The 24,153-nt window shown below is 69.9% G+C and carries 16 protein-coding genes; 5 read left to right on the forward strand and 11 right to left on the reverse strand.

The annotated features are described in order from the left end of the window. Nucleotides 1–83 precede the first annotated feature (83 nt). The 4 genes from LC452_RS17555 to LC452_RS17570 all read right to left on the reverse strand — a co-directional run bounded on the left by LC452_RS17555 (nucleotide 84) and on the right by LC452_RS17570 (nucleotide 8,580). Entirely contained in the window at nucleotides 84–6,158 is a 6,075-nt protein-coding gene (locus LC452_RS17555; protein WP_223627569.1) for an Ig-like domain-containing protein, read from the reverse strand. Between the two features lie 163 nt (nucleotides 6,159–6,321). Continuing rightward, nucleotides 6,322–6,891 carry a DNA-3-methyladenine glycosylase I gene (locus LC452_RS17560; RefSeq protein WP_223627571.1) on the reverse strand — a complete coding sequence of 190 codons (570 nt, stop codon included), beginning with the start codon at nucleotides 6,889–6,891 and terminating at the stop codon, nucleotides 6,322–6,324. Between the two features lie 54 nt (nucleotides 6,892–6,945). Next, the gene (locus LC452_RS17565; protein ID WP_223627572.1) at nucleotides 6,946–7,785 is read right to left on the reverse strand and encodes a PfkB family carbohydrate kinase; all 840 of its coding nucleotides are present in this window, start codon (nucleotides 7,783–7,785) and stop codon (nucleotides 6,946–6,948) included. A 12-nt stretch (nucleotides 7,786–7,797) separates the two neighbouring features. After that, the gene (locus tag LC452_RS17570; RefSeq protein WP_223627574.1) at nucleotides 7,798–8,580 is read right to left on the reverse strand and encodes a GntR family transcriptional regulator; all 783 of its coding nucleotides are present in this window, start codon (nucleotides 8,578–8,580) and stop codon (nucleotides 7,798–7,800) included. A 139-nt stretch (nucleotides 8,581–8,719) separates the two neighbouring features. On the opposite strand from LC452_RS17570, the gene LC452_RS17575 reads away from it, so the two are divergent. Together LC452_RS17575 and LC452_RS17580 are read left to right on the forward strand one after the other, a co-directional pair. Further along, the gene (locus LC452_RS17575; protein WP_223627576.1) at nucleotides 8,720–10,132 is read left to right on the forward strand and encodes an MFS transporter; all 1,413 of its coding nucleotides are present in this window, start codon (nucleotides 8,720–8,722) and stop codon (nucleotides 10,130–10,132) included. A gap of 16 nt (nucleotides 10,133–10,148) precedes the next feature. Further along, nucleotides 10,149–11,126, forward strand: a complete 978-nt coding sequence (locus LC452_RS17580; RefSeq protein ID WP_223627578.1) for a nucleoside hydrolase — start codon at nucleotides 10,149–10,151, stop codon at nucleotides 11,124–11,126. Here the strand turns inward: LC452_RS17580 and LC452_RS17585 are convergent. The 4 genes from LC452_RS17585 to LC452_RS17600 all read right to left on the reverse strand — a co-directional run bounded on the left by LC452_RS17585 (nucleotide 11,119) and on the right by LC452_RS17600 (nucleotide 17,543). Further along, nucleotides 11,119–12,162, reverse strand: coding sequence for an NAD(P)-dependent alcohol dehydrogenase (locus LC452_RS17585; protein ID WP_223627580.1), 1,044 nt, complete (start codon nucleotides 12,160–12,162; stop codon nucleotides 11,119–11,121). The two genes, LC452_RS17580 and LC452_RS17585, sit on opposite strands and share 8 nt — an antisense overlap. Nucleotides 12,163–12,238: 76 nt before the next feature. Continuing rightward, complete coding sequence (locus LC452_RS17590) at nucleotides 12,239–14,323, reverse strand: acyl-CoA dehydrogenase (protein WP_223627582.1); 2,085 nt, start codon at nucleotides 14,321–14,323, stop codon at nucleotides 12,239–12,241. A 155-nt stretch (nucleotides 14,324–14,478) separates the two neighbouring features. Then, nucleotides 14,479–16,248, reverse strand: coding sequence for a glycoside hydrolase family 3 protein (locus tag LC452_RS17595; RefSeq protein WP_223627584.1), 1,770 nt, complete (start codon nucleotides 16,246–16,248; stop codon nucleotides 14,479–14,481). Next, nucleotides 16,245–17,543: an MFS transporter gene (locus tag LC452_RS17600; protein WP_223627586.1), complete on the reverse strand. Its 1,299-nt coding sequence runs from the start codon at nucleotides 17,541–17,543 to the stop codon at nucleotides 16,245–16,247. The genes LC452_RS17595 and LC452_RS17600 overlap by 4 nt, the downstream gene beginning before the upstream one ends. Before the next feature lie 130 nt (nucleotides 17,544–17,673). Between LC452_RS17600 and LC452_RS17605 the strand changes: the two genes are divergently transcribed. Next, nucleotides 17,674–18,948, forward strand: a complete 1,275-nt coding sequence (locus tag LC452_RS17605; RefSeq protein ID WP_223627588.1) for a TetR/AcrR family transcriptional regulator — start codon at nucleotides 17,674–17,676, stop codon at nucleotides 18,946–18,948. 16 nt (nucleotides 18,949–18,964) lie between these two features. Here LC452_RS17605 and recQ read toward each other — a convergent pair whose 3' ends face one another. Further along, a complete protein-coding gene (recQ, locus tag LC452_RS17610; protein ID WP_223627590.1) occupies nucleotides 18,965–21,007 on the reverse strand; it encodes a DNA helicase RecQ in 2,043 nt (680 codons plus the stop codon). 89 nt (nucleotides 21,008–21,096) lie between these two features. On the opposite strand from recQ, the gene LC452_RS17615 reads away from it, so the two are divergent. Then, nucleotides 21,097–21,408 (forward strand): GNAT family N-acetyltransferase, encoded by a 312-nt coding sequence (locus LC452_RS17615; protein WP_223627592.1) that lies wholly within the window; start codon nucleotides 21,097–21,099, stop codon nucleotides 21,406–21,408. Continuing rightward, entirely contained in the window at nucleotides 21,405–22,322 is a 918-nt protein-coding gene (locus LC452_RS17620) for a pirin family protein (protein ID WP_223627593.1), read from the forward strand. Before LC452_RS17615 ends, LC452_RS17620 begins: the two co-directional genes overlap by 4 nt. A gap of 1 nt (nucleotide 22,323) precedes the next feature. Here the strand turns inward: LC452_RS17620 and LC452_RS17625 are convergent, their stop codons facing one another. Continuing rightward, nucleotides 22,324–23,781: a cation acetate symporter gene (locus LC452_RS17625; RefSeq protein WP_223627595.1), complete on the reverse strand. Its 1,458-nt coding sequence runs from the start codon at nucleotides 23,779–23,781 to the stop codon at nucleotides 22,324–22,326. Next, nucleotides 23,778–24,152, reverse strand: coding sequence for a heavy metal transporter (locus LC452_RS17630; protein WP_223627597.1), 375 nt, complete (start codon nucleotides 24,150–24,152; stop codon nucleotides 23,778–23,780). Before LC452_RS17630 ends, LC452_RS17625 begins: the two co-directional genes overlap by 4 nt. Nucleotide 24,153: the final 1 nt, after the last annotated feature.

A 24,153-nucleotide genomic window follows, 5' to 3' on the forward strand; every position in this document is an offset into this window, starting at 1 on the left:
CTGGCGATGCGATATACCCGTTCATCCTAACTGTGCGGAGGCGTGCCGCTGATGGGCAGAGTTACCCACCGCATCCCCCGGGATCATTGCCAGACGCGATGCTCGTATGCCTGCCCGTTGATCATGACCCAGACCTCGATGACGCCGCGGCGGTTGCCGAGGTAGCAGGGCAACGGGCGTTCGCCGTTTCCATTGCCGTCGACGACCAAGCTGTGCGGCCCACTCCACTCGCCGCCGTACACCGCGTCGTTGTTGTTGCAGCGAATGGAGAGAGACTGACCGGGGTCGAAACCTCGCGCCGTCACATAGAAGTACGCACAGGTCCCGTCATTGCAGTTCGGCTGGCCGTTGGCGTCGCCGGTCGACGTGACCCACGCGCGCGGCGGCGGCTTCGGTCCCGACGTCTGCTCGACGACCCCGCTGGTGATCTGCCGGCCGGCGGAATCGGTCACCTCGACCTGGATGGTGTGCCGCTGGCTGTAGCCGTCGCCGACCGTCGTGCTGCCGGTCGCGCCCACGTTCTGCCAGCCGCCGCCGTCGATGCGGATGCGCACGGTCGAGATGGGCCGCCCGTTCGCCGAGCCGTTGGCGTTCCAGTTGAACGTCACGCTCTTCGCGTTCTGACCGGCACTGACCTGGGGCTGCCGCAGCGGACCGAGCGGATTGCCCTGCGCTCCGTTGGAGACCGCACCCGGATAGACGACGCCGTCGACGGTCGCCACGGCGCGCAGCTGCACGGTGTAGTTCGTGCCGTTGCTCAGGCCCGAGATGACGTTGTTGCCCGGGAGACCGGCCCAGCTGCCGCCGCCGTTGAGGGTGTACTGGTACGCGATCTCGCTGTCCTTCGCGCCGTTGCGCGAACCCGGCGCGTACGAGACCGTGAGCGACTGGTCGCCCTCGCGCACACTGACTCCGGTCGGTGCACCCGGCTTGTTGACACCTCGGCGGGGAGCCGACATCGGGCTCCATTCGCTCCAGCCGGCCTTGTTGTACGAGCGGATGCGGTACGTGTACGGCGTCTCGGACGTCGGCACCGTGACCGCCTGCGACCGGGCGGATGCGCCGGGCGTGATGGTGTTGCGGAGCGTGCTGCCCTCCCACACCTGCAGCTCGTAGGTGCTGATCGCATCGCCGTTGTTGTTCGGCGGAGTCCAGCTGACCTGCATCTGCGCCTGGTTGCCGACGCCCTGGATCTCGGTGGTCGTCGGCGCTGCGGCCGTCATCGGCGGACCGGCGGGGATCTCGGATGCCGACCAGTTGCTCCAGCTCGACGGCTCGGGGGCGCGGTTGTGCGCCTGTACGCGGATCTGGTAGTTCGATCCGTTCTCGAGTCCCTCCCAGGTCATCGAGTTTCCGGTGGCCTGCTTCTGCGTGATGCCCGACGGCGGGGCGGGCGAGATCTCGAGCGTGTAGCTCTCGACCGGCGACCCCGGCGTGGTGGGAGTCGTCCAGCTGACCTTGAGCGACTTGTCGCCGAACGCGAGCGACGGCGGGTTCGGGGTGTCGGGGCGGGCGTCAGGACGCGCGATCGCCGAGGAGCCGGACGGCTTCGACTCGCCGACGCGGTTCGTCGCCGTCACCTGGAACGTGTACTCGACGTTGTTGGTGAGACCGTCGAGGGTGCACGTCGTGGACTGGCACTCCTTCGAATACGGGTTGCCGCTGACCGACTTGACGGTGTACTTCGTGATCTCGGCGCCGTTGTTCGACGGCGCCCCGTACGACACGACGACGACGCGATCCTGCACGCTGCTGACGACCGGGGCTCCCGGGGCCTCCGGCACGCCCTGCACCGTGACGACGATCTGCCCGTTCGCCTCGCGATCGGGGTCCTTCGTCGCATCCTGGATGCGGTAGCGGACGATCATGGTGCCGACGAAGCTCGCATCCGGGGTGACCACGACCTGATCGCCCTTGACCGTCGCGCCGCCCGAACCGGACTCGGTCGAGGCGCTGAGCAGCTTGAGCGGCGTCTCGGGGAACGGGTTGAAATCGTTCGCCAGCACCGGCACGGTGATGCTCTTGCCCTGGTCGGCCTCGGAGATCGTGTCGGTGTTGGCGGTCGGCACGGGGCGCGTGGAGGCGCCGACGCGCACCGACACGGTGCCCTCGACGGGCTCGGTCGTGCCGTCGGTGATGCGCAGCGTGAGCGAGGCGACGGTGCCCTTCTCTACGTCGGACCCGGCCTCGACGAGCAGGTCGGTCCCGTCGACCTTCGCGGTGATGCCCTTGCCGGCGCCGCTCACGTACGTGTACTTGTGCTTGCCCTCGTCCTCGGGATCGGGGTCGGTCGTCAGAGCCGCGAGGTCGAGCTTCGTGGCCTCTTCGCCCGGTGCCACGACGACCTCGCTGCCGATGAAGGTCGGCTGCTGGTTCTCAGGCGGCAGGACGTTGATCGGGATGCTGAGCGTCGCGGTGCGGCCCTCGGGATCGTCGGGGCCGGTGCCGTCGGTGACCTCGAACGTGAGGGCGTCCTGACCGAAGTAGCCGTCGGCCGAGGTGTAGACGAGCGTCGTCGCGTCCTGCACGAGATCGGCGCCGTTCGCGTGCACGGCCGTCACCTTGGCGTGCTCGGTGATGCGTGCGGTGCCGCCACCCGCGACGGTGACGTAGTCCTCGAGCGGGATCTCCTTCGTCTCGCCGCTCATGACCTCGATCGGCTTGGTCGAGTCGAGGATCGGACGCAGGTCCGACTTCGCCGGCACGAAGATGAAGGCGGAGGCGGCGAGGTCGTCGCGGTCGGTGAGCGTGTAGCGGATGAGCTGGAGCTCGTCGGTCACGGTGACCCGCACCTTGCCGTTCTCGAGCGCGGTCGCTCCGTCGCCGAGCGTGACGTCGAGGCGGTCCGTCGTCCCGTCCGGGTCCTCGTCGTTCTTGAGGATCTCGATGTCGGCGGTGAGCGTGCCGTCCTTGAGGTCGGTGGGCCGCACCCGGTCGTCGCGCGCGACCGGCGCCTGCAGCGGCACGTCCTCGTCGACCGTGATCTGCAGAGCGGCGGTCGCCTCGGCGCCTCTGGCGTCGCGGATCGTGTACTGCAGCGAGGTCTCGAGAGCCCGGTCCGGAGCCTGCACCAGCACACGATCGCCCGAGACGCGGGCCGTGAGCCCGAGATCGTCGGGGACTTCGAGGCCGTCCTTCACGAGCACGATCTTGTCGCCCTCGGGGTCGGAGTCGTTCTCCATCACCGGCACGGCGATCTCGCGTCCGGGGCGCACGACGACGGCATCCTTCACCGCATACGGCTTCTGGTTGGTCTGCTCGCCGGGGGCGATCCCGACCCGGATCGTGGCGACGCCCTCCTTGCCGAGGCGGTCGCGCACGCGGTACTTGAAGACGTCGACGCCGGAGGAGTCGTCGAACGCCTCGTACGTGAAGTAGTTCTGACCGGTCTCGGTGATGCGTCCCTTGCTCGGACTGGATGCGATGTCGATGAGCTCGACGGAGTCGCCGTCGGCGTCGATGCCGTCGAGCGGGACGGCGATGCTCGTGGTGGACCCTGCGAGCACGCGGGAGACGAGGTCCTGCGGGCGCGGCGCCGCATTGGTGCCCTCCACGACGGGCAGGATCTGGATGGTGACGTAGGCCGCCGCCTTCTGCTGCCGCGAGTCGACGGCCTCGTAGGTCAGGTAGACGGTCCTCGGTTCCGGCCCCGCCTTGAAGCGCACCTGGTCCTGCGAGACGAACGCCTCACCGAACTCCGGGTCGACCAGCGGCTCGATCAGCTCGGGAGAGACGTGCAGCACGTCGTCGTTCGGGTGCGTGTCGTTGTCGAGCACCGGGATGGTGACGACATCGCCGGCGCGCACGATCGCCGTGTCGTCATTGGCGTCGGGCTGGAGGATCTGGTCCGGCGCGGGGATCGAGATCACGACGACCTCGCCCTCGGCGGACTTCGAGCCGTTCGAGATGCGGTACTTGATGCGTGCCTGGTCGGTGAGCGATCCCTGGTCGGTGATGCGCAGCGTCTCGTGGTTGATCACCGAGACCGAGATGCCGCTGTTGTCCTCGATGGAGACGGACTGCACGACGAGGATGCCGCCGGCCGGATCCATGTCGTTCGCGAGCACACCGATCAGCACGTCGCCGCCGGTCGGCAGCAGCGCGACGTCGCGGACGGCCACGGGCGGGAGGTCGGCCTCGCTCGCCTCGAGCACGTCGACGCGCACGATGCCCTCGCCGTTCTCCGGGCCCGCCGTCGCGAGATAGAGCACGTAGTAGGTGCCGGGTGCCTCGGCGGTGAAGCTGAACGTCTTGTTCGGGAAGTCGGGCAGGACCGTCGCGCCCGGCACCTCGTTGACACGGCCGAGACGCAGCGGTTCGCGGCCCGAGCTGGTGTCGTTGGCGAGCGGTGCGACGGTGACCTGCTCGCCCACGCGTGTGACGACGTGATCGGCGTTCGTCTTGGGCTTCGTGGACCCCTGCGGGCGCACGTCGAGAGAGACGGTCGCCGTCGTGGTCTCGCCGTAGCCGTCGGCGACGACGACCTGCACGTCCTTGCGCCCCTGCAGGCTCGCAGTGGCCTTGTAGGTGATCTGACCGTCGGTGCTGAAGTCGACCTCATCGCCCGGCGCCGGTATGACGTCCTTGAGGTAGATGTCGTCGCCGTCGGGATCGATCCAGTCCGGGAGGATGTTGTACGAGATCGTTCCGCCGGTCTCGACGGTGAGGCTGGTCTTGCGCTTGGGCGTCGGCGCACCGTTGACGCTCAGGTCGTGCACCGACAGGGTCACCGCCGCGGTGTCCTTGCCGCCGCGGCCGTCGTCGGCCTCGTACGTGAAGGTCGTCGATCCGGTGGCCTTCTCGTCGACGGCGATCTGCAGGGAGCCGCCGTTCTGCACCTGCTGGATCGTGCCGATCGACGGCTGGGCCTCGGCGAGCGTCGCGACCAGCACGTCGCCGTCGGGGTCGTTGTCATTGTCGAGCACCGGCAGCATCGTCGTGGCGCCGGGGCGCACGCCGAACGAGTCGTCCTCGGCGATCGGCGGGGTGTTCTCCTCGGAGCGCTCCGGCAGCGTCGTCTCGACGGTCTCCTCGGTGGAGTCGTCCTCGTTCTCGGTCTCGCCCTCGGGCGGAGTGAGGTCGTTCCAGTTGTCGACGCGCTGCAGGCTCTCGTCGGCCATCCAGGCCGCACCGCCCACGGCGTCGTTCAGGATGATCACGTCGCGGTTGACGCGGAAGACCAGCGCCTTCGAGTCCTGGGCGCCGTCGACCTCGGCGTTGACGTCGTTCGCGTCACCGGGGCACTCGCGGATGAAGGTGGCGGAACCCGCCCAGGCGCCGTAGGTGCAGCCCTTGAGCCACACCGGGGCCGCGGCGGTGCCGTTCGCGCCGGCGTCGACCTGCGTCGGCTCGCCGCCGTCGAGCGGCACGCTCATGAGAGAGCTCGGCGTCGAGATGGCGACCGCGGCGGTCTCGGCGGATGCCTGCTGCAGCACGGCCTCCCCGGCATCCGGGATCTTCGTGCGAAACCCGCCCGGCGTCGTGACGACGCCGGCTGTGCGGTCGAGCACGACGGGCGTGCGTCCGACGGCCGTGATGCTCGGCTTGCCGGACGCGTCGATCTCACCGACGGATGCCGTCGACGCGTCGAGCGGCTCGCCCTCGGTGTCGACCGGCACGGTGACGACCTCGCCGCGCTCCGCGGACAGGCCGAAGACGGTGCCGTCGCTCGCGACCGCCACGTCGGCGTCGGCGCCCAGTTCGGCGACCGGGTCCTTGACCTCGATCTCGAACGACGCGATGCCCTTGACCGGCACCACCCAGAGCTCACCGGTCTTCTGGTCGAGGATCGCCGCGGTCAGATTGCCGAGCGACACCTTCGATGCCGAGGGGATCCCCGCCGAGTCCCCGAGCGAGACGCGGGCCGGGTCCACGGCGGTGACGGTCGAGGCGTTCTCGTCGACGACGATGACGTGGGAGGCGTCCTGCAGGATGTCGTAGTTCTCACCGGTGGTGCGCAGCCCGCCGTCGAGCACGGTCGACTCATGGTTGAAGTGCCCGACCAGCAGGCTCGACGTCTTGGTGATCCAGACGCCGCCGTCGTTCAGATCGACCTTCGTCGTGGGGAAGCCCTCGTACGTGAGCGCCATGGTCGTGAGGGCGATGACGCCGGCGGTGACCCCGGCGGCCGCGGCCAGCGTCTTGGGTCGCGCGCGCATCCACGACAACGCCTTCATACCCGGTTCCCCCCAGGGTCGTCCCTCACTCGCTCCCCACCGCGGGCCCGTGAGGGCTGACGGCGCACCCGTTCATCCTAACCGCGATCCGGAATACTGCTCGATGGGCAAATCTGCCCGAGGCCGGGATCACGGAGCGGCGACCTCACGCGCGCCAGCATCCCTCCAGATGGTCGTCGACCATGCCGGCCGACTGCATGAGCGCATACATGGTCGTGGGGCCGACGAAGCGGAACCCTCGTCGACGCAGCTCTTTGCTCAGTGCGGCGGACTCCGGTGTGACGGCGGGCACGTCGGCCATCGTCGACGGACGGATGCCGGATGCCGGCGGCGCGAACGACCACATCAGCTCATCGAGCTCGCCCTCGCCCATCCCCCGGACGAGGCGGGCATTGCCGATGGTGGCCTCGATCTTCGCGCGGTTGCGGATGATGCCGGCATCCGTCATCAGACGCTCGATGTCGGTGTCGCCGAACTCCGCGACCGCCTCGGGCTCGAAGCCGGCGAACACCTCGCGGAACCGCGGGCGCTTGCGCAGGATCGTGATCCAGGAGAGCCCGGCCTGGAAGCCCTCCAGGGCCATCTTCTCGAACAGCGCACGGTCGCCGTGCAGAGCGGTGCCCCATTCCTCGTCGTGATAGCGCCGGTACTCGACGTCGTCGCCCACCCAGGCGCAGCGGGCACGATCATCGGGGCCCACGAGGAGAGAGGTCATCGGGCCAGGCTATCCGTGCCGACCGACATCGCCATGACCGCTCATCTCACCCGTTCAGGCCGGCAGGTACACGTCGTACCGGGAGAGCAGCGGCTGCGAGCGCGGGTCGGCGACGGCCGCGGCCCCCACGGCGCAGGCGGCGGCGAGCGCGCGATCGGCGGACACCCCGGAGGCGAGGCCGATCGTGAGCGCGGCGCAGAAGGCGTCGCCCGCGCCGACCGTGTTCTCCACGGTGGTCTTGACCGCAGGCGCCGACGCCACCTCGGCACCGGACTCGAACAGCTTCGCGCCGTCGGCGCCGTAGGTGACGGCGACGCGCTTCGCCGTGCGCAGCGCCGGGATCAGCGCGTACTCGGTCTCGTTCACGATGATGAGGTCGGCACGCGCGAGCACCGCCTCCGGGAGATCCCGCGCCGGGGCGGCGTTCACAGCCAGGTAGCCCCGCACCTGCTCGGCGAGCGCGACGACGAGGTCCATCGATATCTCGAGCTGCGCGAGCACGGCCTCGTCCGCCCCGAACTCGACGCCGGCGAGGTCGATGTCGCCGTTGGCGCCCTCACAGACGGCGATCTGGTTCTCGCCCTCGCGGTCGACGACGATCAGCGCGACGCCGGTCGGCTCGTCGCTGGTCTGCACGCTCGTCGTGTCGACCCCGGCGGCGTCGAGCTCCGCGCGCATCCAGGCGCCGTCGGGGTCGGTGCCGACCGCGCCGATCATGCGGACCGCGGCGCCGAGACGTGCGGCGGCCGTCGCCTGGTTGGCGCCCTTCCCGCCCGCCTCGCGGACGAGACGACCGCCGCCGACGGTCTCGCCGGCCTGCGGAAGCCGCTCGGCGCGCGCCGTGAGGTCGACGTTGATGCTGCCGACGATGGTGAGAGGAAGGGGATTCTGCACGGATGCTCGCAATCAGGAGGTGGTCTGGACGACGGAGAGGTGGCCGACGCGGGACGAGACGATGCATTTGGCCAGGTAGACGGGCACGCCGCCCGTGGTCACGGTCTGCGTGAGGATGAGCACGGGGTCGGAGGCGCCGAGGCCGAGGAGCTCGCCGCGCGAGGACCCGACGACGTTGACCGTGATCTCGCACACCGCCGAGTCGAAGACGACGCCCTGCTCCCGCAGCGCCGCCAGCACGCTCGACGATGACGCGGCCGCCGCCTCCAGCCCGTCGGCGATCGTCGGACTGATGTCGCTGAGATAGCGTCCGGCGGGCAGGTGCTCCTGCAGGATCGCCACCGGTTCGCCGTGGCGCTCGACCACGGCCTCCCGGAACCAGGTGTTCGCCGCCGCGTCGAGGGCGAGCTTGCTCGAGGTGAAGTCCGTCGTGGACTGCAGGTCGAAGCTGATCGCGCGGACGACCACATCGTCCTCGCCGTCGGAGAGGGCCTCCTCCAGCGGACGCAGCTCCTCCAGGCCCACGCGCGGCAGATCGTCGGCGACGAATCGCCCGATGCCGCGGCGGGTGAGGATGAGTCCGTCCTCCTCGAGCAGCATCAGGGCTTCCCGCACGACCGTGCGGCTGACGCCGAGTGCCGTGCCCAGCTCGGTCTCGCGCGGAAGCGCGGAGCCGAGCTCGAAGACGCCGGAGCGGATGCCGTCGGCGATGCGCGAGTACACCGCCACACGGAGCGGCTGGCCGACGGTGCTCGTCAGACTGCGACCGAGGAACTGCTCGATCTCCTTCGTCATGCCGGTTCCTTCCGTGGCGGTGCGCGGGCGGACGCCCCTCGTATTCAAGCATGAGATGGGCCGTGTTGACGATGTTGGACCGGAGAGGTATAACATCAGACAGGCCTCACCCGAGGGCATCCCTGACGAAGGAGTCTCCGTGCACACCCATGCCACCACCGCCTCTGCGGGCACTGCCGCCCGCGAACCCGTGCGGGGAGCCCGCGCCGTCGGGCTGGTCGCGACGCTCATCCTCGGAGTGCTCTCGTACCAGCTGAACGCGAGCATGATCACCCCCGCCCTGCCCGACATCGCCGACCAGCTCGGCGAGGACATCGGCCAGGTGGCCCAGGTGTCATCGCTGTTCTTCGTCGCGGGAGCCGTCGGCGGCGTCGTGCTCGGCCGCTGGAGCGACTTCATCGGCCGTAAGCGCGCCCTGTTCCTCGTGCTCGGCATCCTCTCGGTCGGCACGCTGCTGTGCCTCTTCGCCCCGAACCTCACGGTCCTGCTCATCGGGCGCGTGCTGCAGGGCGCCTCGAGCGCCGCGTTCCAGCTGGCCTACGTCATCCTCAGCGAGTCACTCAGCGCGAAGGTCTTCGGCACGACGCTCGGCATCATCACGGCCGTCAACGGCGGCGTCGGCGGGGTCGACGGCTACATCGGCGGCCTGCTCAGCGAGACGTTCGGCTTCCGCTCGATCTTCGTCGTGATCTTCCTCGTCGGCCTCGTGGCGATCGTCTGCGTCGCCCGGGTCATCCCCTCCTCCCCGGGCGGAGCATCCACCGGGAAGATGGACTGGTGGGGCGCCGCGGTCCTGTCGATCGCGCTGATCTGCGTGACGTACTTCGTCTCGTCCGGCCCGAGCGCGGGCTGGCTGGCGCCGATCACACTGCTCTACCTCGGCGGCACGATCGTCGCGCTGGTCGTGTTCTGGTTCGTCGAGAAGAGCCGCGCGACGCCCCTTATCGCGGTGCAGCACCTGCGTTCGCGCCAGGTGTGGCCGGTGCTCGCGACCACCGTCCTCACGCTCTCCAGCGTCTTCGCCGTCATCAACTTCACGGTCGTGCTGCTCAGTCAGGACACCACGAACGGCTTCGGACTCGATGCCGCGACCGCCGCGCTGCTGTTCCTCGCCCCGCCCGCGCTGATCGGCGTCTTCGCCGCGCCGATGTCGGGATGGCTCGCCGGACGCAAGGGCTGGATCCCGATCCTGCGCATCGGCATGGTCGCCTGCCTCGCGCTGCTGATCGTCATCGCCCTGCTCCCCCAGAGCTTCTGGGTCGTGTTCGCGATGATCGCGCTCCTCGGCGTGACCTACAACGGCATAGTCTTGACGACGATCAACGGCCTGGGCGTCGTGCAGTCCCCCGCGGAGGCGCCGGCCGCCCTCCCCGGGCTCAACGGCAGCGCCTTCGGCATCGGCGCCGGTCTCGGCATCGGCATCGTCGCGCCGTTCGCCGCCCAGGGCACCCCGGGTGGATACGTCACGGCGCTGTGGATCTCGGTCGGGATCACGGCCCTCGCCCTCATCACCAGCTTCCTCATCACGCCGCGGACCGCGGCCGACGCCTGAACCACCGGAGCACTCCATGACACAGAACACCACCCGCCCCGTCTACTTCGACTGCGACACCGGCATCGACGACTCGCTCGCCCTCGCCTACCTGCTCGCGTCACCCGAGATCGACCTCGTCGGCATCGGCACCGTCAGCGGCAACACCAGCTCCGCACAGGCGGCCGTGAACACGCTCGGCCTGCTCGCCCTCGCGGGTCGCGACGACGTGCCGGTGGCCGTCGGCGCGCACGACTTCCTCACTCATCCGTTCGACGGCGGAGCCCCGCACGTGCACGGCGACAACGGCATCGGCGAGATCACCCTGCCGCCCGCGACCCGCACGCCGGAAGCGGAGGATGCCGCGCACATGCTGATCCGGCTCTCCCACGAGCACCCGGGCGCGCTCGAGGTCATCGCCGTGGGTCCGCTGACGAACATCGCGACCGCGCTCGCTCTCGACCCGACCCTCCCCTCGCGCGTGAAGCAGGTGACCGCGATGGGCGGGGCCGCGCTCGTGCCCGGCAACATCACCCCCGTCGCCGAGGCCAACATCGGGAACGACCCGGAGGCGGCGGCCGCGACGGTCTCCGCGGACTGGCCCGTCACCCTCGTGCCGCTGGACGTCACGATGGAGAACGTGTTCGACGAGGACGACCGCGCGGCTCTGCTGGCCTCCGAGCTTCCGCTCGCACGGGCCGTCGGCGAGATGCTCGGCTTCTACTTCGACTTCTACGTCGGCACCTACGGCGAGCGCTGCAGCGCCCTGCACGACCCGCTCGCCGCAGCGATCGCCGTGGGCGGCGTGACGGCGACGAACGCCCCCGCCGTCTCCGTCGTGGTCGACACCTCGCAGGGGCCGGCGCGCGGACAGGTGATCTGCGATCTGCGCGGTCAGCGACGCGGACCGGTCGACCAGCCCGGCGCCACGGTGCGCGTGGTGCTCGGCACCGACGCCCCGCTCGCTCCGCACCTCGCCGCGCGGATCACCGGCGCCGAGGTGCTCGTCAGCTGATCGTCGCCGCGTCGATGACGAACCGGTACCGGACGTCCGAGGCCAGCACCCGCTCGTAGGCGGTGTTGATCTCGGATGCCGGGATCACCTCGATCTCGGCGGCGATGCCGTGCTCGGCGCAGAAGTCCAGCATCTCCTGCGTCTCGCGGATGCCGCCGATGTTCGAGCCGGCCAGTGAACGGCGTCCTCCGATCAGCGACATGACCTGCACGGGGAGCGGCTCTGCCGGTGCGCCGACGCACACCATGGTGCCGCCGACATCGAGCAGGCTCAGGTACGCGCGCATGTCGATCACGGCGCTCACCGTGTTGAGGATCACGTCGAACGAGCTGCGCAGCTCGCGGAAGGTCTCGCGATCGCCGGTCGCGCGGTAGTCGTCGGCGCCGAGCCGCAGACCGTCGTCCTTCTTGCTCAGCGTCTGCGACAGCACGGTCACCTCGGCGCCGAGCGCGTGCGCGATCTGCACGCCCATGTGTCCGAGCCCGCCGAGTCCGACGACCGCGACGCGAGTGCCCGGACCGACGTTCCAGTGCTTCAGCGGCGAGTACGTGGTGATGCCCGCGCAGAGCAGCGGAGCCGCCACGTCGAGTGCGAGGGCGTCGGGGATGCGGAGCACGAACGCCTCCGTCACGACGACCTGCTCGGAGTAGCCGCCCTGGGTGACGGTGCCGTCGAGGTCAGTCGAACCGTAGGTGAAGATCGCGCCCTTCGTGCAGAACTGCTCGTCGCCGCGCAGACAGTTGCGGCACTCGCCGCACGAGTTCACGAGGCAGCCGACGCCGACGCGGTCGCCGACCGCATGCTTCGTCACCTCGGCGCCGACCGCGGCGACCGTGCCCGTGATCTCGTGCCCGGGGGCGAGCGGATACTGCTGCGGCCCCCAGTCGCCCTGCACCGTGTGGATGTCGGAGTGGCAGATCCCGGCGAAGGCGATGTCGATGAGCACGTCGAGCGGACCGAGCTCACGGCGTTCGATGACGGTCTTCTCGAGCGGTGCGGCTTCGCTCGGTGCGGCGTAGGCGTGGACGCGGGTCATGAGGGGCTCCTGTTTCGTGGCGCGGAGTTATAGAGCGCGCAGGTATAAGTCTGCGCCACGAAACGTGTCGTCGACGTCAGCGCTTCTTCAGATCGCCGAGCGGCTCGCGCTTGGTCTTCTTCTCCTTCACGGGCGCCTCACCGGAGGCCTCGAGGTCGGCGTAGTACGCGCGGGCCTCGTCCTGACGCTGCTTCTCGATGCCGCTCGCGATGGGTGCGCGCACGTGCTCGGGCTCGTACCCGAACGCGTCGACGAGGTCGAGGGCGTACGGACGCAGCCGTGCGCACAGCCGGTCGATGTAGCTCGACACGGCCGCAGCGCGCTGGGTCGACAGGCGGCCGTTGATCAGGTGCCAGGCGAGGTGCTTCTCGATGAGCTGCAGACCGAAGAGGTCGCGCAGCCAGGTGAGCACCTTCTTGGTGTCGGCATCCTCGATCTCGTGGACGGCGTCGGTGAACGCCTCCCACTGCAGCAGCTCTCCGTGGGCGCGGGCGGCTTCGATGAGCTCGGCCTGGTTCTCGTTGAACAGGCGCGCGCCGAGGGCCTTGTCCTTCGCGCCCGGCCGCAGGCGCCCGGCGACGTCGGCCACCATCTGCTGCACGCGACCCGCGAGCAGATCGTGCTGCTGCTCCTCCCGGAGCCCGCGCTCGACAGAGCGGGACACCTGACCGAAGTCGGACACGGCCTGACCCAGCTGCCGGAGCCCGGCGCCGTGGAAGACCTTGCCCGCGGTCATGCCGACCGCGAACTTCGCCAGCGCCGCGGCATCCTTGCCCTTGAACTGGCTCGCGTAGTCGGTGAGCAGTCGCTTGCCGACCAGCTGGAGCAGGACGTTGTTGTCGCCCTCGAACGTGACGTAGATGTCGAGGTCGGCACGGAGCCCGACCAGGCGGTTCTCGAACATGAAGCCGGCGCCGCCGCAGGCCTCGCGCGCCTCCTGCAGCGTGTCGAGCGCATGCCACGTCGACAGTGGCTTGAGGGCCGCCGCGAGCGTCTCGAGGTCTTCGCGGTCGGCCGGGGTGTCGGTGCGCCCGGAGAAGACGCCGTCGAACTTCTGCAGGAACTCGTCGTGGGCGAAGATCTGCGCGTACGTCGTGGCGAGCCGTGGGAGCAGCCGGCGCTGGTGCTTGCCGTAGTCGAGGAGCACGACCTCCTGCCCGTCGACGCCGTCGAACTGGCGGCGCTCGGTCGCATAGGTGATCGCGATCTTCAGGGCGAGGGCGGATGCCCAGGATGCGGCGCCGTCGAGCGACACGCGTCCCTGCACCAGGGTGCCGAGCATCGTGAAGAACCGGCGGCCGGGGCTGTCGATCGCGCTCGAGTACGTGCCGTCGGCGGCGACGTCGCCGTAGCGGTTGAGCAGGTTCGTGCGCGGGATGCGGACGTGGTCGAACGAGAGCCGGCCGTTGTCGATGCCGTTGAGGCCGCCCTTGAGTCCGTCGTCCTCGCGGCCGATGCCCGGGAGATCGTTCCCGTCCTCGCCGCGCAGCGGCACGTAGAAGCAGTGCACGCCGTGGCCTGTGCCATTCGTGATGAGCTGCGCGAAGACGGTCGCCGCGACACCGTGCAGGGCCGCGTTGCCGAGGTACTCCTTCGTCGCCGCGCGGAACGGAGTGTGGATGACGAACTCCTCGGCCTCCGGGTCGTACGTCGCGGTCGTGCCGACGGCGGCGACATCAGAGCCGTGGCCGATCTCGGTCATCGCGAAGGCACCGGGGATCGACAGGTCCATCACACCGGGCAGCCACTTCTCGTGGTGCTCCGTGGTGCCGAGCTGCAGGATCGCCGATCCGAACAGCCCCCACTGCACGCCCGACTTGATCTGCAGGCTCGGGTCGGCGACGACGAGCTCCTCGAAGCCGGCGATGTTCGCGCCGTTGTTCTCCTCGCCGCCGAGCGACTTCGGGAAGGCGCGGTGCACGGCCTTGTTCTCGACCAGCAGGTGCAGCTGGCTCAGCACGCGCTCGCGGTGCTCGTCTTTGCCGAGCTCGTCCTTGCGCCAGAACGCCGAGTCCTTGATCATCTCGCGGGCCTCGCGGCGGGTGTCGGCCCACGTGCCGAGCAGGGCGTCGTTGAGCGCGGCGACATCGATCTGCGGGGCGGTGACAGGCTCGATCGACACGTCAGGTGTCGTCGAAAGGCGGGTCGCGGCGTCGACCATGAGCATTCCTCCAAGGAGAAGTAGGGATATCTCCATGGTAGGTCTGCGACAAACCAAGGCGAAGTCGCCTGTGCCTATCCTCCAACGGCCTGCCAGGACGCGCCTGCCGCGGATTGTCGGCTCCTGACAGGAACCGACGATCCGCGGCACACACGTCAGAGCGAGAGACCGTGCCCGAAGCGGAACAGCGGGTCGGCGGTGTCGAACGGCACATCGGGACGAGAGGCCTCGACCGCCGCCATCGACCGCGGGAGGTCGAACGGGAGCCGGCCCTGCGCCGCCACCTCGCCGCTGAGCACGTCGAGCAGCGCCGCGCCAGAGGCGCCCCAGTTGACCGTGACCGCGGCTGCGGCATCCGCGATCGGGGTGAGCACCGGCGGGCGGTCGGCGAGCACGTCGACGACCGTCGGCACGGCGGCCGCGACCTCGCGCACATGCGCCACCACGTCGGCGCTGAACTCGAGCGAGCCGGCGTGGAAGAAGTTCTCGAACATCGTCTCGCGCTCCTCGAACGGGGCCTGCAGACGGATGACGGCGAGATCGGCATCCGCCGGTGTCGCGACGACCTCGCCGAAGGATGCCGCGACCTCGGCGTCGATCCCCTCGACGAAGAGCTTCAGGCCGCGAGCGAAGGGCAGGGCACCGTCGTTCGTGAGCACCGTGATCGAGGCGCGCTGGGCATCCTCTCCCGCGGCTCGGAACTCCGCACGCCCGACGATGTCGTCGGCGGCGTCCTCATCCACGAACGGGTTCTCGAACAACCCCAGCTCGAACTTCTCACGCAGGATCCGTCGCGCCGACACGTCGATCCGCTCCTCGGTGATCTCGCCGTCGGCGATGAGCGCGAGCAGCAGCTCGGGGTTCGCCTCGCCGCCGAACTGGTCGGCACCGGCATCCAGCACCTTCTTCATCCGCTCGCGCGGAGTGAGGTCTTCGACGCCCCAGGCGCGCGCCGGGAAGGGCTGACCGAAGATCTCGGAGTCGCTGATCAGCCCCCAGTCGGTGCAGACGAGCCCGTCGAAGCCGAAGCGCTCGCGCAGCAGCCCCGTGATGACGGACTTGTTGAACCCGAAGCCGACCTCTTCGTATTCGGTGCCGACGGGCATTCCGTAGTACGGCATCATCTGGCGGGTACCGGCGGCGAGTGCGTCCTCGAACGGCTTGAGGTGCAGCTCGAACTGCCCACCCGGATAGACCTGCTCGCGGCCGTACGGGAAATGCGGGTCCTCGCCGTCCTTCTGCGGGCCGCCGCCGGGAAAATGCTTCGTCATCGTGGAGACCGAGCCGGGGCCGAAGGCCGCGCCCTGGAACCCGCGGATGTAGGCGGCGCCGAGCCTGCCCGCGAGCTCGGCATCCTCACCGAACGTCGCCGTCTGCCGTGCCCAGCGTGGCTCGGTGGCGAGGTCGACCTGCGGGTGCAGGGCGACGCGCAGGCCGACGGCGGTGTACTCCTGTCGGGCGATGTCGGCGAAGCGCTCGACCAGCGCCTCGTCGCGCGTCGCGGCGAGACCGAGGGTCTCGGGCCACTGCGAGAACGGGCCGGCGAGGATCGACGCGCCCGGGTTCTCGCTGAACGAGTGGCGCGGGTCCGTCGACAGCGTCACCGGGATCCCGAGGCGGGTGGATGCCGCGAGCCGCTGCAGCGCATTCTGCCAGGCGGCGATCTCCCGGCCGGTCGGGGCCGCGCCGAGCAGGTTGAAGTGCGTCATCTGCTTCGTCTCGAGGAACTCCCTCGCCGACGGGGTCGCGAAGATCGGATTCGGCTCCTCGAGGTCGCCGATCGCGATCATCGTGTGGAAGAAGAGTCCGGCCTTCTCCTCGACGGTCATCTCGTCGAGGAGGAGCTGCACCCGCTCGTCGACGGGCAGGTCGGCGTCGAGCCAGGGTCGGGTGGTGATGTCTGCGGTGGTGCTGGAGATGGTCACTTGACTCCCTTGATGCGGTAGACGAGAACGGCACCGGCGAGCGCGACGAGCGCGCCGAACAGGTACCAGGTGGGGTAGCCGCCGAGCGGCGTGGCCGCGCCCAGAGCGATGATGCCGGGGGCGATGGCGGGGGCGATCGACTGCGGCAGCGCGTTGGCGATGTTCAGCACGCCGAGGTCCTTCGCGACGTCGTCGGGGTTGGGCAGCACCTCGGTGGCCAGTGCGAGATCGACGGAGAGGAAGGAACCCGCGCCGAGGCCGATGATCGACTGGGCGATGATGACGGTCGTGATGTCGGGAGCGACGGCGAGGATCACGAGACCCACCACCATGATCACGCCGGCGATCGCGACGAACGGGCGGCGCTTGCCGATCTTGTCCGAGAGGAAGCCGCCGAGCGGCGAGGAGATCGCCATCGCGGCCATCGAGGCGAGGTTCGCGGCGAGGATGACGCCGACGGCGCCCTGCTCGTCGAGGCCGAACTTGGTCACGAGGTACAGCGGCAGGAAGGTCGCGATGCCGGCGTAGCCGAACATGACGAAGAACTTGGTGAGCCAGGTCCAGCCGAAGTCGGGGTGTTTGCGCGGATTGAAGACGAACGACCCGAAGAAGGTGCCGATCGTGAACCGGTCGGCGGGCTTCTGGGCGAGGCGGCGGTCCTTGAGGATCAGGACGAAGATGATCACGAGCACCAGGGAGATGACGCCGGGGACGACGAAGCGCTCGAAGTCACCGGGCAGGAAGTTCACCAGGAAGCTGCCGGCGAGGATGCCGATGGGCGTGGTGATGCCGATGATCCCCGAGACCTTGCCGCGGCTCGACACCGGGACCTGGTCGGGCAGCGTCGCGTTGGCCGCGGCGAGCACGGCGTTCATCGAGGCCTGCACGAGGCACCAGGCGAGCAGCACGGTCAGCACCGAGGTCGCGACGCCGATCAGGGCGAAGCCGCCGAGTCCGACGATCGCCCCGCCGAGGATCCACGGGCGGCGCATGCCCCACCGCGAGGTCGTGCGGTCGGAGAGGCGCCCCACCAGCGGGTTCGCGATGAGGGCGAAGGCGGCGCCGACTCCCATGACGAGGCCGAGGCTGCCCTCGGTGTTCACGGGATCGATGTGCTGGATCTTGAAGGCCATCGACACCATCACCGGGGTGAGGAGTGCGAGGTAGACGCCGAAGTTCACGGCGGCGAGGCCGGGGGTGTAGCCGCGCGGCGTCTTCGGCGGGGTCGTGCCCGGCGTCTTGATGCCGGTGGTCCCGACCGCTGCCGCGTTCGCGGCGGATGACAGCTCTGTCATGACAGTCCTTTCGATGTGCCACTCGTCTGCGAGGCGGCTCTTCGAGAAAGATACACGAAACTCGACCGTTTGGTAAGTGAATGTCGACCGCTTGGTAATGAGAGAGGATAGGAAGAGGAAAGAGGAAGCGATGACGACGATGACGCCCCCGGGCTCGCGGCACGCTCGCGCGGCAGCGACGCGCCAGCGGATCGTCGCCGCAGCCCGCGAGCTCTTCGTCGGCAGCGGATACCGCTCGACCTCCCTGCGCGACATCGCGGCGGCGGCATCCGTCAGCCATCCGGGTCTGCTCGGCCACTTCTCCTCGAAGGACGCGCTGCTCGCCGAAGTCGTCGGCGAGTTCGAGGCCGAGAACGAGGCGGTGTTCGCCGACATCGCCGCGGCATCCGAACCCGGTGAACTCGTCTTCGCCCGGCTCGCCGAGCGCAACGCACGCACCCCGGGCTACCTGGAGCTGTTCGCCGCGCTCACCGGCGAGGCGTCATCGCCGGGCCATCCCGCGCACGAGCGGATGCAGGCGCGCTACGCGAGACTGCGCGAGCTCAGCCGGGATGCGCTGGCAGACGCTCAGTATCACGGAGCCATCGACCCCGAACGCGACGTCGACGGCGAGATCACGCGTCACACGGCGGGCTGGGACGGTCTGCAGCTGCTCGCGCAGTACCTGCCGGAGCAGGTCGACGTGGTCGAGATGCTCGAGGAGCGCGAAGCACTGTGGGTCCTGCCCACCGGCTGGCGTGATCCGGATGACCCCGAGCCGGCGAGCGATCCGTCCGGGCCGCTGCCCGCCCCGTTCGGCGGCGGGACGGTCGAGGCCGACCCCGGCTACGCGGTCGGACGCCGTCGGCGCACACAGATCGTCGCCGACGCGATGCGGCTCTTCTCGCGCGACGGCTACGGCGACACGAGCCTGCGCGACATCGCCGAGGCGGTCGGCGTCTCGAAGTCGACGCTGCTGCATCACTACGCGTCGAAGGAGCTGCTGCTCAGCGCCGTGCTGGCCGAGCGCGACCGCGCGATCCGCGATCGCGGTGAGGTGCTGACCTCGGATCGCGCCGGCACGCTGCTGCGGGGCATCGCGGATGGCGCGCGCGTCAATTCCAAGAACGAACCCGGCCTGATCGAGGTGTACGCCGTGCTCTCGTGCGAGGCCGTGCCGGCGTCGCATCCCGCCCACGACTATTTCACCGAGCGCTTCACGAGCGCGATCGCCTACTTCACCGAGCTGTTCCGGCTGGCCCAGGTCGACGGGGATCTTCCCTCGCACCGCGACCCCGAACGCGAGGCGATCTGGCTGATCGCGATGTGGGACGGCCTGCAGTATCAGTGGCTCTACGACCGTGCGGCGGTCGATGTCGCCGCGCACCTCCGCGCGCACCTCGACGACGTGCTGCCCGCGCGCTGACGGATGACGGCGCGGCTCAGGCCGCTCGGGCCGCTGCGATGACGGCGAGCACGCCCTCGCCGTAGGCCTCGCGCTTCTTCGCGCCGATACCGGTGATGCCGTCGAGCGCACCGAGCGATGCCGGGCGATGCTCGGCGAGGGCCCGCAGCGTCGCATCACCGAACACGATGTACGCGGGCACGCCCTGCTCGCGCGCGGTCTCGGCACGCCAGGCGCGCAGCGCCTCGAACAGCCCGCGGTCCCCGGCATCCAGGGCGTCTGCCGCGCTGGCCTTGCGCGCGCGCGACGACGATGCCGGCCGGCCGATCGTGTCCTTGCGGAGCGGCACCGGCGTCTCGCCGCGCAGCACGGCGGCCGCGGCCTCACCGGGGGCGAGGGTGCCGTAGTCGCCCTGCGCGACCAGGATGCCGCGGGCGAGGAGCTGCCGGACGACGCTGCGCCAGTCCTGGTCGGAGAGGTCGGCGCCGATGCCGTAGGTCGCGAGCTTGTCGTGTCCTTGCTGACGGATGCGCTCGGTCGAGGCGCCGCGGAGGATGTCGACGAGGTGCCCGGCGCCGAACGACTGGTTGCGCTCGCGCTTCAGCCGCACGATCGTCGAGAGCAGCTTCTGCGCGGGGACGAGGCCGTCGAAGGTCTCGGTGTCGTCGAGGCAGGTGTCGCAGTTGCCGCAGGGCTGGGACTCCTGCCCGAAGTACCCGAGCAGGTTCTGCCGGCGGCACTCGACGGTCTCGCAGAGGGCGAGCATCGCGTCGAGGTGCTGCCCGAGCCGCATCTTGAACGTGCGGTCGCCGGGGCTCTGGTCGATCATGCGGCGCTGCTGCACGACGTCGCCGAGACCGTACGCCATCCACGCGACCGACGGCTCGCCGTCTCGGCCCGCACGACCGGTCTCCTGGTAGTAGCCCTCGACCGACTTCGGCAGGTCGATGTGCGCGACGAAGCGCACGTCGGGCTTGTCGATACCCATGCCGAACGCGATCGTGGCGACCATGACCACGCCGTCGTCGCGGAGGAAGCGGGACTGGTTCGCGGCGCGCACCTCGGCCGGGAGACCGGCGTGATACGGCAGCGCGTCGATGCCCTGCGCGGCGAGATACGTGGCCGTCTGCTCGACCGACTTGCGGCTGAGCGCATAGACGATGCCCGCGGGCTGGGCGGTCGTGTCGATGGCCGTCTGCGACTTTATGAACGAGACGAGCTGTTTGCGCGGGTCGACCTTCGGCACGATGCGGTACTGGATGTTCGGGCGGTCGAAGCTCGCCACGAAGTGCTCGGCGCCGTCGAGGTGCAGCCGCTCGGTGATCTCCTTGTGCGTGGCCGCGGTCGCCGTCGCGGTGAGCGCCATGCGCGGCACACCGGGGAACCGCTCGCCGAGGTCGCCCAGCGCGAGGTAGTCGGGGCGGAAGTCGTGCCCCCACTGCGATACGCAGTGCGCCTCGTCGATCGCGATGACGCTGAGCGTGCCGCGCTGCAGCAGGGCCGTGGTCTGCGCGTTGGAGAGCCGCTCGGGGGCGACGTAGATGAGGTCGAGCTCGCCGGCGACGTACGCCCGCTCGACCTCGCGCCGTTCATCGATCGCCTGGGTCGAGTTCAGGTAGGCGGCCTTGACGCCGTTGGCGCGCAGCGCGTCGACCTGGTCGTGCATGAGGGCGATGAGCGGGCTGATGACGAGACCCGTGCCCTCGCGCACGAGCGCCGGCACCTGGTACGTGATGCTCTTTCCACCACCGGTGGGCATCAGCACGACGGCGTCGCCGCCCCCGATCACCTGCGCGACGATGTCGGCCTGATCGCCGCGGAACTCGTCGTAGCCGAAGACCGTGTGCAGCGCCTCGGCGGCGGTCGGGTACCTGCTCGGCGTCGCCTTGCGGGCTGCCGGTGCGGATGCCGGGGCGACCTTCGTGACCGGCCCGGGGCCCCAGTCGAGCGGCGGCTCGAAGCCCGCGCCCTGCGGCTCCCAGTCCATCGGCTCGGGCGGAACGGACGACTCCCAGCCGTCGTCGTAGGGCTCGTCGGCGTACGGCAGGTCCGCGTACGGGTCACGGGGAGTCTGCGGCATCCCTCCAGCGTAACGATCCCCGCCGACGTCGGCGGTGCCTGTCCACAGATCCGGGCGTAGGTTGGATGCAGACGCATGAAGGAGACCCGATGACCGACATCACCGTCACCCGCGACGACGAAGAGTCCCGTTACGAGATCCGCTCGGGCGACGTGCTCGCCGGCTTCGCCGCGTTCGACCTGCGCCCCGGTTCCATCCGCTTCCTCCATACCGAGATCGACGACGAGTTCCAGGGTCAGGGCCTCGCGGGCAGGCTCGCGTCGGCGGCGCTGACGGATGCCGCCGGTCGCGGCGAGGCGATCGTGCCGCTGTGCCCCTACATCGCGAAGTACCTCGAGACGCACGAGATCCCGGGCGCGGAGATCCGCTGGCCGCGCCCCCGAACGGCCGATTCCGAATGATCGGGCAGCGCCGCATCGTCCTGGAGCCCCGCGAGGTTCCGCTCGGCGGGGTGCGCGGGATGAACGTGCTGCGCGCCCTCCCGCATCGCAACCTGCCGACGATCGGCGCCTGGTGCTTCCTCGACCGGTTCGGTCCCGCCGAGACGAAGATGCGCGTCGAACCGCATCCGCACATCGGGCTGCAGACCGTGACCTGGCCGCTCGTCGGCGAGATCCGGCATCGCGATTCGCTCGGCAGCGACGCGGACCTGCGCCGCGGGCAGCTGAACCTGATGACCGCGGGGAACGGCATCTCGCACTCGGAGTACTCGATCGGCGACGGCCCGATCCCCCTCGACGCCTTGCAGCTCTGGGTCGTGCTGCCCGAGTCGACCCGCCACGGCGCGGCCGAATTCGAGCAGCACACGGAACTGCCGGGCGTGACGCTCACGGCATACGAGGGAGCGGATGCCGCGGCGACGGTCGTGCTCGGCGAGTTCGCCGGTGTCTCGTCGCCGGCGACGGTGCACACTCCGATCGTCGGCGCGGAGATCGTTCTCGCCCCCGGCTCGCGCGTGCGACTGCCGCTGCAGCCGGAGTGGGAGCACGCGCTCATGCTCGTCGAGGGAGATGCCGTCGTGTCCGAGCATCCGATGGAGCGCAACGAGCTGCTGTATCTCGGCGACTCCCGCGATCACGTCGAGGTCTCGTCGACCGAGGGCGCTCTCCTGTTCCTCCTCGGCGGCGAGCCGTTCGAGGATGAGATCGTGATGTGGTGGAACTTCGCCGGCCGCGAGCACGACGAGATCGTCGCGGCGCGCGAGGAGTGGGAAGCGGCATCCGCTCGTTTCGGGACGGTCGACGGGCACGACGTGCGCATCCCCGCGCCGCCCCTGCCCGACGTGCGGCTGATGCCCCGCGGCCGCAAGATCTGACTCAGCCGCGCTCCGGCGTGTGCACCCGCGCGAGGAAGCGCGCGGTGCGCGGCGACGGTCCGCGCGGGTCGAGCAGCGACACCACGACCGTGACGGCGGCGGCGAGCGGGATGGTCCACGCCGCAGGCTGCGCGAGGTAGGGCGCCGCTGCTCCGACCCCGCCGATCGCGGCGTGCACGAGCAGGGCGAGACCGGCCGCGAGCCCGCCGGACAGCATCCCGGCCACGGCCCCGCGCGCGGTGAGCCGTCGCCACCACACGCCCAGCAGCACCACCGGCGACAGCGTCGACGCGGCCACGACGAAGACCACCCCGACGCTCGACCCGAGCCCGGCCGGAGCCGTGAGCAGCGCGATCGCGAGCGGCACCAGCGCGCAGAGCACGGCCGAGAGCCGGAACGAGCGCACCGAGCCGGAGAACACGTCCTGGCTGATCACTCCGGCGAGCGACACGACGAGCCCCGCCGAGGTCGCCAGGAAGGCGGCGAACGCGCCCGCCACGATGAGCGCCGTGAGCAGTTCGCCGAAGACGCCCGGGAAGACGCGCGAGGGCAGCTGCAGCACGACCGTGTCGGCGATGCCGGGCACCGCGAGGTCGGGGGCGGCGATGCGCGCCAGCAGGCCCATCGTGCTCGACACGGCGTAGAAGGCGCTCACCATGACGATGACGATCACGGTGGTCCGGCGCGCCGACACCCCTGTCGGGCTGGTGTAGAACCGCACCAGCACGTGCGGCAGGCCCATGGTGCCGAGCAGCAGAGCCAGCAGGAGGGATGCCGTCTCGTACGCGTCGAACCCCGACGGTCCGGCCTCGGCGGGGAACACGAGCGCCGGATCGAAGTCGTGCGGTCCGCCACTGAGCGCGAACGCGATGCACACCACCGGCACGAAGAGCGCCGTGAGCTTGAGCCAGTACTGGAACGCCTGCACGTAGGTGATCGCGCGCATTCCACCCGCGGCCACTGCCGCCGCGACCAGTACCGCGACCGTGACGGCTCCCACCCACTCCGGCACGCCGGCCACCACCAGCAGCGTGATGCCGGCACCGTGCAGCTGCGGCACGATGTAGAGCCAGCCGATGATCAGCACCGCGATGCTGGTGACCCGGCGGGCTGCCACCGATTCGAGGCGCGCCTCGATGAAGTCGGGGATCGTGTACGCGCCGCTGCGGCGGAGGGGCGCCGCGACGAAGGCGAGCACCAGCAGGTATCCGGCCGCGTAGCCGATCGGGAACCAGAAGCCGCGGGCGCCGTCGAGCAGCACGAGTCCCGAGAGTCCGAGGAAGGTACCGGCCGAGAGGTACTCGCCGCTGATCGCCGAGGCGTTCCAGACCGGACGCACCGTGCGCGAGGCCACGAAGAAGTCACCGGTCGTGCGGGAGATGCGCAGCCCGTACACGCCGATGAGCAGCGTCGCGACGATCACGAGCGCGACGCCGACGAGGTCCATGACGGCGTTCACTCGCGGTCCCGGAGCGCGCGATAGCGCCGTTCGTTGCGGGCGGCGGTGCGCACGTAGAGCACCGCGAACACGAGGATGATCGGGTAGAACGCGTACGCCTGCAGCAGCCACGACAGCGGCAGCCCCCACACCAGCACCTGGCCGATCTCGGGGATCAGCGCGATCGTCAGCGTCAGGGCGACGACCACGAGCACGAAGCCCGCGACCGTGCCGAGTGCGAGGCGCAGCTGGCTGCGCATGAGGGCCCGGGCGTACACGGCATCCGCCTCATCCACCGGCGAACCGGGCAGGGCGATGCCGCGGGTGTAGGTCGGCGTGCGCCGCGGCGGGGCATCCGCCGTCACCCGCACGCGCTTGGGCGCGTCACTCATG

Source organism: Microbacterium sp. EST19A, assembly GCF_019969685.1.
Classification (GTDB): Bacteria; Actinomycetota; Actinomycetes; order Actinomycetales; family Microbacteriaceae; genus Microbacterium.